The 13,454-nt window shown below is 37.8% G+C and carries 25 protein-coding genes and 1 pseudogene; 2 read left to right on the top strand and 24 right to left on the bottom strand.

What is annotated here, in order from left to right; all coding sequences use genetic code 11:
* Positions 1-4: 4 nt before the first annotated feature.
* The 12 genes and pseudogenes from ACQKEZ_RS01375 to ACQKEZ_RS01320 all read right to left on the bottom strand — a co-directional run bounded on the left by ACQKEZ_RS01375 (position 5) and on the right by ACQKEZ_RS01320 (position 7,680).
* Positions 5-187 carry a hypothetical protein gene (locus ACQKEZ_RS01375; protein ID WP_108611780.1) on the bottom strand — a complete coding sequence of 61 codons (183 nt, stop codon included), beginning with the start codon at positions 185-187 and terminating at the stop codon, positions 5-7.
* Between the two features lie 11 nt (positions 188-198).
* Complete coding sequence (locus ACQKEZ_RS01370) at positions 199-1,911, bottom strand: terminase large subunit (protein ID WP_427298128.1); 1,713 nt, start codon at positions 1,909-1,911, stop codon at positions 199-201.
* On the bottom strand, positions 1,911-2,444 hold the full coding sequence (locus ACQKEZ_RS01365) for a phage terminase small subunit P27 family (protein WP_180308943.1): 534 nt from the start codon (positions 2,442-2,444) through the stop codon (positions 1,911-1,913). Before ACQKEZ_RS01365 ends, ACQKEZ_RS01370 begins: the two co-directional genes overlap by 1 nt.
* A gap of 400 nt (positions 2,445-2,844) precedes the next feature.
* On the bottom strand, positions 2,845-3,201 hold the full coding sequence (locus ACQKEZ_RS01360) for an HNH endonuclease (RefSeq protein WP_427298125.1): 357 nt from the start codon (positions 3,199-3,201) through the stop codon (positions 2,845-2,847).
* Entirely contained in the window at positions 3,176-3,385 is a 210-nt protein-coding gene (locus ACQKEZ_RS01355) for a hypothetical protein (RefSeq protein ID WP_427298124.1), read from the bottom strand. Before ACQKEZ_RS01355 ends, ACQKEZ_RS01360 begins: the two co-directional genes overlap by 26 nt.
* Positions 3,382-3,828, bottom strand: coding sequence for a hypothetical protein (locus ACQKEZ_RS01350; protein ID WP_427298122.1), 447 nt, complete (start codon positions 3,826-3,828; stop codon positions 3,382-3,384). Before ACQKEZ_RS01350 ends, ACQKEZ_RS01355 begins: the two co-directional genes overlap by 4 nt.
* A gap of 74 nt (positions 3,829-3,902) precedes the next feature.
* Positions 3,903-4,226 carry a hypothetical protein gene (locus ACQKEZ_RS01345; RefSeq protein WP_427298120.1) on the bottom strand — a complete coding sequence of 108 codons (324 nt, stop codon included), beginning with the start codon at positions 4,224-4,226 and terminating at the stop codon, positions 3,903-3,905.
* Positions 4,227-4,445: 219 nt separating this feature from the next.
* Complete coding sequence (locus ACQKEZ_RS01340) at positions 4,446-5,036, bottom strand: DUF4145 domain-containing protein (RefSeq protein ID WP_427298118.1); 591 nt, start codon at positions 5,034-5,036, stop codon at positions 4,446-4,448.
* A 286-nt stretch (positions 5,037-5,322) separates the two neighbouring features.
* Positions 5,323-6,414, bottom strand: a complete 1,092-nt coding sequence (locus ACQKEZ_RS01335; RefSeq protein ID WP_003216827.1) for a DUF2971 domain-containing protein — start codon at positions 6,412-6,414, stop codon at positions 5,323-5,325.
* Between the two features lie 141 nt (positions 6,415-6,555).
* Positions 6,556-7,098 (bottom strand): annotated as a pseudogene (locus ACQKEZ_RS01330) (site-specific integrase).
* On the bottom strand, positions 7,095-7,544 hold the full coding sequence (locus ACQKEZ_RS01325; protein ID WP_427298116.1) for an ArpU family phage packaging/lysis transcriptional regulator: 450 nt from the start codon (positions 7,542-7,544) through the stop codon (positions 7,095-7,097). Before ACQKEZ_RS01325 ends, ACQKEZ_RS01330 begins: the two are co-directional and overlap by 4 nt.
* Positions 7,545-7,557: 13 nt before the next feature.
* Positions 7,558-7,680 carry a hypothetical protein gene (locus tag ACQKEZ_RS01320; RefSeq protein ID WP_427298114.1) on the bottom strand — a complete coding sequence of 41 codons (123 nt, stop codon included), beginning with the start codon at positions 7,678-7,680 and terminating at the stop codon, positions 7,558-7,560.
* A 229-nt stretch (positions 7,681-7,909) separates the two neighbouring features.
* On the opposite strand from ACQKEZ_RS01320, the gene ACQKEZ_RS01315 reads away from it, so the two are divergent.
* Positions 7,910-8,179, top strand: coding sequence for a hypothetical protein (locus tag ACQKEZ_RS01315; RefSeq protein ID WP_427298112.1), 270 nt, complete (start codon positions 7,910-7,912; stop codon positions 8,177-8,179).
* Between the two features lie 70 nt (positions 8,180-8,249).
* Here the strand turns inward: ACQKEZ_RS01315 and ACQKEZ_RS01310 are convergent, their stop codons facing one another.
* Complete coding sequence (locus ACQKEZ_RS01310; protein WP_427298110.1) at positions 8,250-8,675, bottom strand: hypothetical protein; 426 nt, start codon at positions 8,673-8,675, stop codon at positions 8,250-8,252.
* Positions 8,676-8,796: 121 nt separating this feature from the next.
* Between ACQKEZ_RS01310 and ACQKEZ_RS01305 the strand changes: the two genes are divergently transcribed.
* Positions 8,797-9,069, top strand: a complete 273-nt coding sequence (locus ACQKEZ_RS01305; protein WP_427298108.1) for a hypothetical protein — start codon at positions 8,797-8,799, stop codon at positions 9,067-9,069.
* 314 nt (positions 9,070-9,383) lie between these two features.
* Here the strand turns inward: ACQKEZ_RS01305 and ACQKEZ_RS01300 are convergent, their stop codons facing one another.
* The 11 genes from ACQKEZ_RS01300 to ACQKEZ_RS01250 all read right to left on the bottom strand — a co-directional run bounded on the left by ACQKEZ_RS01300 (position 9,384) and on the right by ACQKEZ_RS01250 (position 13,411).
* Positions 9,384-9,635 carry a hypothetical protein gene (locus tag ACQKEZ_RS01300; protein ID WP_427298107.1) on the bottom strand — a complete coding sequence of 84 codons (252 nt, stop codon included), beginning with the start codon at positions 9,633-9,635 and terminating at the stop codon, positions 9,384-9,386.
* On the bottom strand, positions 9,632-9,889 hold the full coding sequence (locus ACQKEZ_RS01295) for a hypothetical protein (RefSeq protein ID WP_427298105.1): 258 nt from the start codon (positions 9,887-9,889) through the stop codon (positions 9,632-9,634). The genes ACQKEZ_RS01300 and ACQKEZ_RS01295 overlap by 4 nt, the downstream gene beginning before the upstream one ends.
* Positions 9,886-10,137 carry a hypothetical protein gene (locus ACQKEZ_RS01290; protein ID WP_427298103.1) on the bottom strand — a complete coding sequence of 84 codons (252 nt, stop codon included), beginning with the start codon at positions 10,135-10,137 and terminating at the stop codon, positions 9,886-9,888. Before ACQKEZ_RS01290 ends, ACQKEZ_RS01295 begins: the two co-directional genes overlap by 4 nt.
* Before the next feature lie 33 nt (positions 10,138-10,170).
* Positions 10,171-10,380 carry an XtrA/YqaO family protein gene (locus tag ACQKEZ_RS01285; RefSeq protein WP_427298101.1) on the bottom strand — a complete coding sequence of 70 codons (210 nt, stop codon included), beginning with the start codon at positions 10,378-10,380 and terminating at the stop codon, positions 10,171-10,173.
* Between the two features lie 66 nt (positions 10,381-10,446).
* A complete protein-coding gene (locus ACQKEZ_RS01280; protein ID WP_427299338.1) occupies positions 10,447-10,608 on the bottom strand; it encodes a hypothetical protein in 162 nt (53 codons plus the stop codon).
* Between the two features lie 15 nt (positions 10,609-10,623).
* Positions 10,624-10,767: a BH0509 family protein gene (locus ACQKEZ_RS01275; RefSeq protein WP_427298099.1), complete on the bottom strand. Its 144-nt coding sequence runs from the start codon at positions 10,765-10,767 to the stop codon at positions 10,624-10,626.
* 108 nt (positions 10,768-10,875) lie between these two features.
* Entirely contained in the window at positions 10,876-11,403 is a 528-nt protein-coding gene (locus ACQKEZ_RS01270; RefSeq protein WP_427298097.1) for a hypothetical protein, read from the bottom strand.
* Positions 11,400-11,555 (bottom strand): DUF6906 family protein, encoded by a 156-nt coding sequence (locus tag ACQKEZ_RS01265; RefSeq protein ID WP_427298095.1) that lies wholly within the window; start codon positions 11,553-11,555, stop codon positions 11,400-11,402. Before ACQKEZ_RS01265 ends, ACQKEZ_RS01270 begins: the two co-directional genes overlap by 4 nt.
* Positions 11,552-11,707 carry a hypothetical protein gene (locus tag ACQKEZ_RS01260; RefSeq protein WP_427298093.1) on the bottom strand — a complete coding sequence of 52 codons (156 nt, stop codon included), beginning with the start codon at positions 11,705-11,707 and terminating at the stop codon, positions 11,552-11,554. Before ACQKEZ_RS01260 ends, ACQKEZ_RS01265 begins: the two co-directional genes overlap by 4 nt.
* A 14-nt stretch (positions 11,708-11,721) precedes the next feature.
* Complete coding sequence (locus ACQKEZ_RS01255) at positions 11,722-12,588, bottom strand: AAA family ATPase (RefSeq protein WP_427298091.1); 867 nt, start codon at positions 12,586-12,588, stop codon at positions 11,722-11,724.
* Positions 12,524-13,411 carry a phage replisome organizer N-terminal domain-containing protein gene (locus tag ACQKEZ_RS01250; RefSeq protein ID WP_427298090.1) on the bottom strand — a complete coding sequence of 296 codons (888 nt, stop codon included), beginning with the start codon at positions 13,409-13,411 and terminating at the stop codon, positions 12,524-12,526. Before ACQKEZ_RS01250 ends, ACQKEZ_RS01255 begins: the two co-directional genes overlap by 65 nt.
* Between the last annotated feature and the right edge of the window lie 43 nt (positions 13,412-13,454).

Here is a 13,454-nt window from a genome sequence, read left to right as displayed (position 1 = left end):
TATTTCACCTCTCTTTCTGCCGCGCGTGACTTGACAGCAAGTAGGCATAAAACATAAAAAATACACCCGTCAGAAATAGACCGATGTTTGTATTTACCCGATACGCTGCCAGCAGAATAAATGTGCACCCTCCGATAAACAGCAAGTCGTTTAATATTGATTTCAGAAGTACAATGAATTTTTTCACTCTCTCACATCCTAAAAACTGAAATTTCCTGAAAAGTGTTCGTTTAAGTTAACACTTGCGCCCATATTGTGATACATGGCCCTAGCAAAAGCATTCATAACGGCAGCAGCTGGATCTATTCTTTGTGGTGACTTCGCTTTGTCTAGCATGATATTTTCTTGAGCGTCTTGTTTAATGATTGCGTTATTATATGCAAAAGTTAGCAATGGATCGCTAGCATGTATGACCTTGCCCTCATATACCTTTTGTCTGTAATCTTTTGTTGGTAAAGAAAGATGTTGGATTCTCTGAGGAAGCTCAACCATATTAAACCCCTTACTTTCAAGCCGTTGTGCAAGGTGCAGCGCATTATACTTATCGTAAGCAGCCTGGATGACTCTCAATTTGTTGACATGAGCAAATTCAATGATCCATCTTTCCACATATTGATAGTCAACTGCCTCCCCTGGTGTGAATGTCATCCAACCTTGATCGCGCCATAGATCATAAGGCACTTTATCAGTAGCCATTTTCTCCTTGGCTCGTTCTTCGGGGATAAAGGAATGCTGACCAACATAGTAAAGGCCATCAAGGACCCCTACCCAACCAACTGACGTCAAATCCGTTGTCATGGATAAATCTAAACCAAGATAGATTGCCATTTCTTTTAGATCAGGTATTTCACCATGACAGGACCGCCATTTAGACATTTTCATATATCCGTTGTCTTTTTGATCGACCCAGCGATCCATATTTTTTGTGAGAAAACTACGCATTTTTTCAGGGACTTCGAGAGCCGTTTCTAAATCTGATCTTAAAGACGTCATGCCTTCTTCATAAGTTGCAACGATTGGGTTTGCTTTAATCCAGTTAGATTCATCTTTGACATCATCGCTAGGATCAAGCTCACAAATCAATACAAAATAATCTTCTTTTTTTGTATCTAAATCCGGGTCAAGTATTTTACTTGTATATTGATACTCTTTAAAACAGGGACCGTTTAAGTTATAACCAGCAGTTGTAATAATTACCATAAGGGGGCTTCGTCTCGCTACCATTCCACTATTGAGCACGTCATAAATCTCACTTGTTTCATGTGCATGGTATTCATCCACAATACCTAAAGATGGGTTTTTTCCATCCCCCATTTTTCTTGCTTCCCTTGAAAGTGGTTGAATAATGGAATTTGTAGTATATTTCTTCACCTTTCCATTAGCTGATGAATATTTCCCTTGGAGTATTGGTGCATGATGAAGCTGTTCAAGAATGGCTTGATATACTTCATCTGATTGCTCTCTTGACCAACCCGCAATAAACACACGATGTTTTTCTTGGGTTGGGAAAATCTCATACGAAGCCATTATAGCCAGTAGTTGCGATTTTGCGTTTTTCCTGGCTAACTGGATATATACTTTTCTGAATCGTCTAGCGCCATTCTCTTTTTTGTAAAACCCATAGATATTAGCAGCCATGAATAGTTGAAAGTCTGTAAGCTCAATAGGTTTACCAGCCAATACGCCTTCAACATGGTTAAACTGCTTGGCCCATTCATAAAAATCTAGAACTGCTTCCGCGTCAAAATAATAAGGGCAATCTTCATCTGCTAACCGCTCTACGTCTACAATAAATCTTTGGACAGCCCACTTGTGTTTCTTGCCTGCTTTTATTTCCCCCGTTTGGATTTTTTCGCAATATGACCATACACGCTCAATTAAAAGCTCTGCGGTCATTTCCTGTGTTAGCATTACATACGCCCTCCAAAGCGTTCTTCTTCTTTTGACTTCGGTTTCCCATCATCTTTTTTCGGAATGACAAGTTTGCAGCGAGAGGAAATGGTTAATCCTAAATCACTTGATGCTTGTCTGCATTGTTTAAACAGTTTGTCTTGATTTATAAGAAGATCTGAATAATCATCATTTGGAACTAACTTTTCATCTTCTGAAATCACGTTACCTTCTTTATCTAGATTTCTGACTATCACCTTTTTCATAGGTCCACGCTCAAGCAGCTGTTCAGTTACTTGTAAGTATAATTTTTTAGCAAACAAAAAACGGGCAAGCGCATCTACATCTAAATTTGTGATAATTCCGATGTTTTTGAGCTCGTCCGCTATCTTTTTGAATTCTCTTTTTAAGTCTTTCGGTAAGTAAGAAGGAGCTTTCACTTTGTCATCTGGTGCCTTTATTTCTTGCTCTCTTCTTTCTGCAATCTCTTTCTTGGTAAGGTTTTTCTTCCCTTTCACTAACAACAAGTCAACTGGTTGTCTCGGCCTTGCCATCCCCTCACCTCCTTCCGAATTTTCATTTAGGGAATTTCTCGCGATGTTGAGGGAGACGCGGTCTACGGCAAATCGTTTCTAGGGATTTAAGGTAGGGGGGCCTTCAACTTCAATGCGAAGCTGATTCATGTCTCTTTCTAAATCTGCTCGTATCGAATCTATTTTCTTATAATGTTGATCAAGAAGGCTTTTGTTCCTCGTCATCCGAATAGCATTATATAGCTTACTGATCCTGCTTTGCTGCTTTCTGATTTCCGCGTTTGTATAGTAAGATGTGTACTCAGCTTTACACCTCGGACAAACTAGAAGATGTTGTTTAATCCCTTCGCCAATCTTTCTAATCCTAGAACAACTTTTAATAATGAATGTTGTTCCACATTGATCACACACGCATGTTTGATTATCCATTCCCAAACCCTCCATCTTCTTTGGCGGTCTTCCTACTGTGACAGGACGCGCACAGCGGCTGCCAGTTAGAAGAATCCCAAAACAGTTTCTTATCTCCCTTATGCGGTTTGATATGGTCCACTACTGTAGCGGCAATACGTTTGCCTTGTAGCATACAAGACTGACACAAAGGATGCTTTCTTAAATATCCTTCACGCGCTTTACGCCATCGGCTGTTATACCCACGGCGAGACGATGATTCACGGAACAGATCATATAAAGGCTTCGATGTCTTGTGCTGCTCACAATATCCTTTTCGGGTTAGTTGAGGACATCCAGGTTCATTACAAGGTTTCAACGGTTTCATCATAAATCGGTACTCCTGGATTTAATCCATCCATTGGGGATAACTTGTCTATTTCAATAACTTCCAAACTCATTCCCCCATCAAGAATAATAACGTCGGTTTGAGCTGCTTTCCTGACTTCTTCTCTCAAAATTTCCTTTGCTTCCTTTTCTAATCGACTTTCTGTATTAAGAACTAAAATTTTCATTTGATTTCCTCCTCATTGATATGAATTACTTCAATAGCATTTTCCTTCAACCACTGAAATTCATAGCAGTTGATTATTGGATTTCGAGAATATCCCGGCAACACAATTAAAATTGTTTCGCTAGGATTCACCCCGTCTAGCATTGCCGGCTTCATTGAAACGAATTGCGGATATTTATATTGTGGGAATTTCTTTTTCAAATCTTGCCATAGCGCTCTTGCATGACAAGTGTTTGCGCCTACGATGAAAGTCCTTGTACGTCGTTTTGAACAGCCATTTAGATTGGCTTCTGGATTCGCTAACGACAGCAAACCTAAAACAGACCTTGCTTCGTTAATTGAGATATTGCCAGAGTTAATATCATTCAGAAGCTGTTTAGCTTGCATTCGTTCATCATCAACTTCTGTTGCCGCAGGGGTTGTTTTATTTTGTTTGTCGCTCATACCATTACCTCCTGATAATTGTTTGGTATCCATATAAAAAAGCGCCCTCCGCAACGGATGACGCTTTCAATAGTTTATTTAAGTTTTCTCGTTAAGATTTCAGGTTCTTCAATAAAAGTTGGACCGTCCCAATTATTCTCGAAAAGTTTTTCTAGGTCTTTAAACGTCATTTCGCTGACACGCTCCAAAGAAATATTAAATAATTCATGGATTAATTCGTTCACAAATTGATCAGTTGTTCCTATCTTTTCAGTATTCATAAATTCAGAATGTGTACTGGCATTGTTTTTCTTTTCTGCAGAACGTTTCAAATATTCCTCATATCGACTTCTAGTGTGCTCAAGGATTTTTCTAGTTGGCTCTACATAATATTTTAACTTTATCCGCTTTGCGGCCATAAAACCCCCTCCTCCCCCTTCTCACTTCATCATGATAATGTCTTGATACATATCTTCATATTACCATACATGTTAATACGTCATTCTCTTACCAATAAAAAAGCGACCTCCACAATGGAAGCCGCTCTCAATTTATCACCTAATACCATAATAACCGCTCTCAGACAAAATGCTTTGCCAAGATCGTGCCAAAAGTGTGCCAAATTTCTCTTTTGTTATTTAAATTGATATAGACGGAAATTCGTAAATAAGACGCAAAAGCATCTCAACTAACAACAATATTTCCTCTGCATCTTCTTTATCAATATCAGGTATTTCATGAGTCGCCATATTACCACTTAGTCTAATTTTATTAACCCAACTTCTATTATGCGGAGCTATAAATTGATCTGATAAATAGTTTACATAGAATTGAAAACTCTTTCCCACGTCAGCTCCTTTATCAACCGCAATATTCATTAATAGTTTTCTTGCTAACAAAACTGCCGCAGTAAATGAACCATTTGAATAGCATGATCTAACTTCTTCATATAAATTTTCAATATTCTCTTTTAAACCTTTAATTTCCCCTCCTATTTTTGGCAACGGAATTTGCCTTTTATCTAAGTAAACACTTATGATTGACGGAAAATTACAATGCGGACAAATAACAACAGTTGCTACATCACCGGCACCGGCACCGGCAATATAATCCTCCACTTTGCAGTAAATTCCTTCATTAGATGCAACATCTCTTTCGCAGTACCCGCACTGATACGGTGTGGAATAGATGTGAGATCCGAAACCCCAAATACCTGGTAAAGATTCCATGTAATAACTCCCTGTTCATTTATTAGTTATTTCGTAATTATTATACAGTATATCTATCAATTAACCATATCTATTATTGTGTCTAACTCAGGGAAACGCTAAATCTTTTGCCCCTCTTGCTTTTCAGCCATTTTCTTAAAATCAGTTGGACATTTTCTCATTTTGGCCAGCTGATCTAAAAAGCAAAATTAAGACTCACCTTTTACTAAATAGGTGAGTCCATAAATTTATCTTTATTAAAGCATATTTGATATTTTATTCCATAGTGAGCAAATATATAATATTTCTAAAATCGATATGGTATACTTGATTTTTTAATCTCATCAGATGAAATATCAATATCCACTAATTTGAGAAATTTGCGAAGCCCTTCCAAATTAATATCCATATTGTTTTTTGGTCCAATACTTACACCTAAAACAGCTTTTTTATCAAATTTCGATTCTATATAAGGAATAAAAGTCCCATTCGATACTCTACATTGATAGGTTTCTATATTTCTGATAGCTAACCTAAACTCTTCTTCCTGTGCAAAGCAAACATCTTTAAAAAATATAGAGATATAATTTACTAACTCTAAACTGCCAAGCAAAATTGTTGCATAAGTTCTTTCTGAGAGCTCTTTATAAATTTCAGCAAAGCCAGTTGCTGAAACCTTTTCTTTTGAGATCTTTACGGCAGTTTTTTTAAAAATTTCTTCTAAATCAACTGCTGAAGCGTTCTTTTGTAATATCTCTGCTATTGCCTCGTCCAAAATCACTTCTAAATCAGCTGCTGGAGCTTCTGTTTTATTATCTGATGGCGATTTAGCTAAAATTTCATTGAAATCAACTGATTTTCCATTAAGAGTTCTTATGGTATAAAACATACTAATTAATACGGATTCTAATAGCCTTTTTTGCTGAGTAATATCGTAATTTACTTGTGAAACAATCACATTCAATCCAGCCTTTTTAAAGCTGGCAGTTAACTTGTTTAAATCAAGCTTAATACAATAGCCATCATTTTTTGAATAATTTGACCATAGTAAATTTGAATCTGGGTTGGTGCTAAAGGAAAGTGAATAACAATTCTTTTTTTCCTGTTCAAAATACAAAGTAATTAACATGTCATAATCCCTCATGATTGATTCTGTTTCACTTTCACTTAATCCATATTTTTCACAAAAGGAAAACATTATTTCTCTGCTTAACCCTAAAGTATATTTTATTTCATTCATATCATTTAAGAAGTCAATATGAGAAATCCAAAAAGCCTTATTTTCAAGAATTCCCTTAAAACCATGAATATCTGTATAATGATATATTTCTCTTGGTTTCTTTTTACTAGATATAAATGGTCCAAAAATTTGTTCAAGAAATTCATACTCAACCGTCAAAATTATTCACCACTCCTAATGTTATTAATTACTATTAATATAAACTTTTGGAGATTTTAATCAAGGATAAATATGGGGGTGAATTAAATATTTGATATTAAGTTCTTACCTTTAGATTCAAATTATTTTGAGTCCTTAATTTCATATCCCAAAATTATCCATCGTTTTGTCCATTGTATCCTGGGTGATTCCGATATATCTCAATGTAATATCCGGACTTGAGTGATTGAACATTTCTTGCAATAGAGCAACATCCTTGAATTTCTTATAATGCCAGTAACCGAATGTCTTCCTTAGTGTATGTGTGCCTATACTATCAAGGCCAACATACTCAGCTGCCTCTCTCAAAATGATATATGCACTACTACGACTAATTGGCTTGTTTAGCCCCTCCCTGCTTCTAAATACATACTCTTGATCATCACGATCTTTAATATATTGATCTAGTGCTTTCCGAAGTGTCTTGTTTATCTTGATTCTTTTTTCTTTGCCTGTCTTCTTCTCCCTTAAAGACACATATTGTTTCTTAACGTCTTTAACACGTAATTGAAGAAGATCAGATATTCTCAAGCCCAAATTGATTCCGGCCACAAAAAGCAACAGGTTTCGTTTGTTCCGCTCTCCAAGATATTACTTAATATAATGGATCTGATCAAGGTCCCTGATCGGCTGAACAAAATTCATGATTTATCCCCCCGCTTGTACACATCTTCTCTCAAAGCAAAGGCCAGTCTATAATATGCTTTATTTTTAACACGATAATAATTTCTTTGGCTGAGGCCCATTTCAGCGTAAATCTCGTAATCATACATTTCTTCATCCTGCATATAGAGCATAACTAAAATACGGCGCTCTTTTTGCGTAAGACGATTAATACCCCTTTCAATTCGATTCATGTATTTTCCCCGCTCGATCTCCCAATCCATTTTTTTAAGGGCTGCATCCTCGGTCGATGAATGAAACTGATTGGAAAAGCTAGGCGGCGTAATGGTATATGTTGTTGTGATCTTTGGAAGAAAGTCCTCTGGCGTTTGCAACCTAAGCATTTTATATTTTTCCATCATTTTTTCCATTTTGAATCTTGTTTTTTCCTCGTCGATCTGCGGAATGTCTAAACTTGTTTGATTCATGATAATTCCCCCTTTATTTTCTGCGCATTGCCCCGCCTTTGGCTCTTTTTAACCGCTGCATGTTTTGCCCTATCAACTCTCTTAAATCTCTGTAAGTGAGCTTCTGCGGCTGTTTTTTGGGCTTTTCCTTCTTCATGTTCATCCTCCGTTCAAACAAAAAGAAAACGGACACCAACCAGCACCCTTAAAAGGTGTTGATCAGTGTCCGCAGGCTCTCCGTCTTGGACTTATGCTTAAAATATGTCTATCTGGTGAATTTTTCCCATTTCGACAAAATACTACATTCAACCCGTTTGTTTAATGGTATTATTTAACCACCTAATATTTATATTTATTAGGAAATATTTCAATTAGGGGGAATACCAATGTTCAAAATCAATTTCAAAAAAGCTATTGGAGCTATGGCACTTGCTAGTGTAATACTTTTATCCGCTGCGCCAGCACCAGCAAAAGCTGAGACTTTTCCCGGTCTTATATGGGTGATGGACAAATACCAAGATGCCTCGAGATGGGAGTTAGTTGTTGAAAATGGTGAAAAATGGGTTGCAGTCTACACAAAGGTAAATGGAAAAATGGATGTTCAGAAATATAAATGTGAAGTTATATATAAAGATCGCTGCTACGTAATAGATTAAACTTATTGCCGTCTCATTGTACAAGCATATAGCTTGGAATGAGATGGCATTCCTATTCTGATAGTTCAGCCTACTTGATACTGAATTTAATAGACTCAAACGTTCCGATATACTTCTTTTTAGCTGAATCAGTGTAGCAGTCAAGCTGGATCACGTATGTTCCTTTGCCAGTACGCTTGCGGATTTCACTCACACTAAACGACTTTAGAGGCGTGGACGCTTTGAAGCTGCCTCTTTGCACTAGATTAGTATCTGTTAATCCGCCATTGGATCTCTTTTTGTAAACGCCGGCAGTGTAGTAAAGTGTTCCCGATCCTTTCTTTTCCACTCTCCAATCAACTGTCTTGGCGCCTGCATAGTAATTGGTGTCATCCGTAAAGACTCTCGCTTGATGACCATATCCCTCAGTTTTCCAGTTTGACCATACTGCTTGAGCAGACGGCGCATAAAGCACCGCCGCAATAATAATAGTTAGTGTGATTAGTAGTTTTTTCATTTAGATTCCTCCAATATTTATTCCCATATAAGTTAAATAAATTTTCACATGGATTATATTTGAATATATAGTATTATTAAACTTGTAAGACTATTATCCCAAATTAAAAGGAGCGTCAATCATGCAAATTAAAAAAGTAATTGCAAGTTCAGTTCTATCACTCGCTTTGCTAGTTTCTTCATCTGCTTTTTTTACTGCTCAAGCAGAAGCTGCTAGCCCTAATGAAACATGGAAGGTTTGCACTTCAGAAGTATTTGGCCCATATTCTTCAAGAAATGCAATACCGGCTATTTATAACGACGGCACCTATAATTGGTACTTAAAAGGTGCGAAAACTTATTCAGGTATTTGGTATGGTGCATATGAACGGTGCTGGTACACAACATTGACGTGAGTACTATTTTTATAAGAGGGAATCTTCCCTCTTTTTTATTTTTATAGCAAACTCGGGTTATTTTCGTTCATCATGCGTCCTCCTGTATATCCTTTTTGATAACTTTTAAGAAGAGTGTCGCTGTATCTTTAACGTCCACTTTTTCAAAGCATGTTTTTTCATCTGTATCGCAAAGAGGTATTCTTAATTGCATATTTGATTGTTCATAGATTTTATATTTAGCAGTTTTTCTATTGCATATAACGCAGGGACTGCCTCCGCATGTAGACACGCTGCCTATTTTCACAATAATCCCTCCTAAGCCGCTAGGCTGTTTAATTTCCTAAAAATCCAATAATAGCGATAACCGACATGTAACCTAATACCGCAAAGATGACAGGCCCGTTTGACTCACGCTTAGCCATGACTACATTGCCCTCTATGATCAGATCAGGACAATTATCAGCAAGAACTGGTACAAAAAACTCTGGTACGCCTAGATAAGCCGCTGCGTCCTCAATCGTGATCGCTTGATGTTTGCAGGCTTTGACGGCTTGTGATAGTTCAACGTGTTTTGGAAGACTCATCGTTGCTCCTCCTTCACCACATAGCCATTTGTTAAAGCGCTCATTAAGTCATGCGGATCAACATCATTTAAAGGTGTGAATAATAGTTCCCGCGGTGGTGTATCACCTCTTTTTACTAACCAATGTTCAAATACAAACAATCTATTTAATCTAACGCCACGGTCCATCCCGTGTGATTCGTAATATTTCACGCCTGCTTCTACTGCCTTGGCTTGTTCTTTAGTTAGCTCAATTTTTGCAATTGATAGACTCATAGCTTTTCACCGTCCAATCGCTTTCCAAAAGCATGTTCATATTTCTTCTCGATGTTTCTCATGGCTAATAATGCGCCTCTGTGGAATGCATCTTTATTTACTTCGTAATTACGTTGTTCACAATATATTTCGTTTAAAAAAAGCATTGTGAATTCGTTGAGCTGATAATTCTTTTTCTCTATTTCTCTTTTTAATCGCTGGACCTCATCCAAAAGGTCCTCAACGTTTATTTGATCTTTTGATAACATCACAATTCCTCCCCCGCAGGGGATGAACCCCTGCTATTTATTAAATTTAAACCCGTAATCAAAACGGACTCGGTCTAATTTGCCTTTGATCGTTTCGACTATCGTGTGTCCGTGCTCTGGTGCTTCTGTTATATGAGCTGTGTTATTAATCCCGTCTAGGACAATCACCTGAATTTTTCCCGGTTCAACATCAGCTGTAAAAAGCTCGTTTTTTCCTAATGTGATTCTTTGTGGTTCATTCACTTTGATCACTCCATGTGATATAATAAAGTTCTCTAGGTTTTATTAATCACATGAAAATCATGGTGATCACTGAGACTCGACGGATTGATCTGTGCGCTTCCAACGCCAATCTTTCTTTTCGAGTCTCTTTTTATGTGGATGCTGCTCTCGATAAGTTGCAAGCTCATCCTCCGACATGATCCAAGTAGTAACTTCACCCGATTTATAAGGATTTTTAACTGTCTCCAAATGATTCACCTTCCTTTATTCCTCGTCACGCTGCGGGACGTTGAGATTATAAATTCTTTCTAGCTCTTCGTCTGCTAAGCTTTCACAATACTTTCGTCCATAAGCACCATTTGTCAGGCTCAGCCATTCGATCAAATGCTCTCTTTCTTCTGCTGTCATGATTTAATACCTCCCCTCTTTTTGAGGTGACGGACAGCTACTGTCTTAAATTGTTTAGGACAATCTTCATACCTTGCGATGACTTCTAGTTGCCTTGCGGTTGCTTTTTCAAATGGCAACAGGATGCTTTTTCTTTTCATGCTTGTACTCCTTTCCTAGCGCGCCGCCTTTACGTGGTTCGATCTTTCCTAACTCAGCTTGGTCTATAATCAGCAGCATGACATCATCAACCTTGCGTGCTAAACGGTTCGCGATGTGTCTGACCGGCTCATGATCCTGCCACATCTTCCGAAAAGCCATGATGTCCCTCTCGCACCAGATGAAATCGTTTTGCGGACAAGCGTAGTAAACCGGTTGTTGTTCAAACAGCTTGCGTAAATCTCTTTTTTTATAGCTCATTGCGCTTTTTTTGATATACATAGGCTCGTTTGCGCCGACACCGTTCGGTCGCTCCTTGATCTTTCCTCGTTTGCTAAAGTCGATCATCAGCAACAACACTTCTTCTGCTGGGCGACTAAAAAGCTCCGCCATTTCATTTAGTGACCTTCCGTCATACCAGTAATCTAAAAATCTTCTAAGTGAGACGATAGACCACTCAAAATTCACATTTTCCAAGATGATTCTAGTTGTGCTCACTTTACGATTTCCTTTCTTCGCCCGACCTCTCTGTGTACAACGGTCATAGATGTTGTCAGATTTCGTTCTACTAGCCAATAAAGTGGGTTCAACCCATTCACTACTAAAATCTCCCTTTCTTCTCTCGTAGCCTTTCTGCCGCCTTTTTTCACGCTCGACGTTCCTCCTTATGTTTTTTGTATTCTGCTAGTTTCGCATCCAGTTGAGCTATCAAACTATCAATCCCGGCTTTTTGTTGCGCTACTGATAGTGTTTTTGGAGCTTGTCCAAAGACATAAACTCCATTGATGGTATTTGGTGACATTGTTTATCCCCCTTTCAAAATGGCAATGATTCACGCTTGTCTGATGTTTCTTTGAACACGATATATTGTTGGTTTCGTGTTATACGTGATACCAATTTGCGATCATACATCTGCACAAGCTTTTGACTTGTAAGATTGGTTGTGTAGATTGTTACTTTGTCTTGTCTTGATGATGTGACTTTGTAAATCAAGCGATGTATAAAATCTGATGCCTTATTGTCCGAATGCTCTGATCCTGTTTCGGCACCAATATCGTCAATCACTAGATAATAAGCATCCCCCATAAGTTGAGTGACATAAGCCTCTGTGTATTTGCTTTGTTTGTTGCTAAATGACTCTTTAATGGCTGTTGCTGCATCCTCCATGTTGACAAAGAGACAGGACTTGCCGGCATCTTTTGGATTATTTAGATCAGGCGAAACGTTGAGTGCTTTGAGTGCTGCATAACCAAGATGACTCTTACCTACTCCCGGATGACCTTGCAAAAAAATGTTGAATGTTTCATCTTTTTCCAAGCGACTCACTAACTCAATCATGCGATTCTTGTTTGCCTTCTCTTCTTGTTCAACAACCAAATAATTTTCAAAATTCGCTTTAGCAATGGTCTTATCTCGGAAAATGCTGTGCTTTTGAAGCATGTTGTAATTCTTGGTACGCTGGCTTATCTCGATCTGGTTTTCTAAATCCTGCCGTAGCTTTGTTTCGTTTGCTTCTAGTTCGCATCTAGGACAAACGATTTTATTGTTCACGATCATTTTCCGAAATGGTTTTACAACTTCTTCATGACCTCGTAAAAACGTGTGTTTGTGGCAGAAATCAGAATGGTAGGTCATTCTTTCTGTTAAGGCTTTGTTTGTTGCCACCGACTTTATGCTCTGCACGTTTTATCACCCCCGCACCTTCATTCAGGTATCCTTCAAACTTGGTTCCAAACAATGTCGTTGGCTGCAAGTATTTATTCATTTTGTCATCTTCAAGCCACTGATGTGTTTTTGTCAGGATCACTGTTTTAAAATCTTCAAATCTGAATCCATCATTCCAGCGTGCTTTAATTAATCTTTGTGTAGTAGCAGATGTATGTCTGAATGATTTCCCTGTCATTTTGTTTAAGAGATCAATTATCATTTTGAAAGGAATCTCTGATTTTTGATTTTGAGATTCTTGAGTTTTTGAAACATCCGTAGTCGGGTTGCCCGACAATATATCTTTTAATTCTTTATCTTTATCTAATTCTTTATCTTTATCTATATCTGTTGCGTGACTTGGTGTGACGTTGATCGTGACGTCACGTGACATGTCATTTTCAGGTTGTGGAAGGCTCAGTTTTTTGCGTTGCTTTTGCTTTCTCAACCGGTTCTGCTCCCTGATCTTTTCGAGAGCATCTAAATTCTGATGCTTCTCCCAATTACATATACTGATATAATTCTGTTCATTAATTTCTATCATGCCGAATTTCCTGAATGTGTCTAAAGCCATACGAACAATCCCTAATGGTCTTCCAAAGATATGCGCTAGCATTTCGTCTGTGTAAGGCACGTTTTCGCTTAGATAAATAAAACCAGATGCGTTAGTTTTTCCTGCTTGAGCAAGTAACTTAACCCATATAATCAACAGAGTGTCAGATTCAGGCATTTGTTCAATGAGTTTGATTTTTTCATCATCGAACATCTGGGTGCTTAGTTTCACCCATTTGACTTCCCCCATCTTCAAAAGCCTCCTTATATTTTTCATGAATAGTTTTTCTAAT

The sequence above is a fragment of the Bacillus sp. NPDC077027 genome (assembly GCF_050269555.1).
Classification (GTDB): Bacteria; Bacillota; Bacilli; order Bacillales; family Bacillaceae; genus Bacillus.
This window is presented reverse-complemented; position numbering and strand designations above follow the sequence as displayed.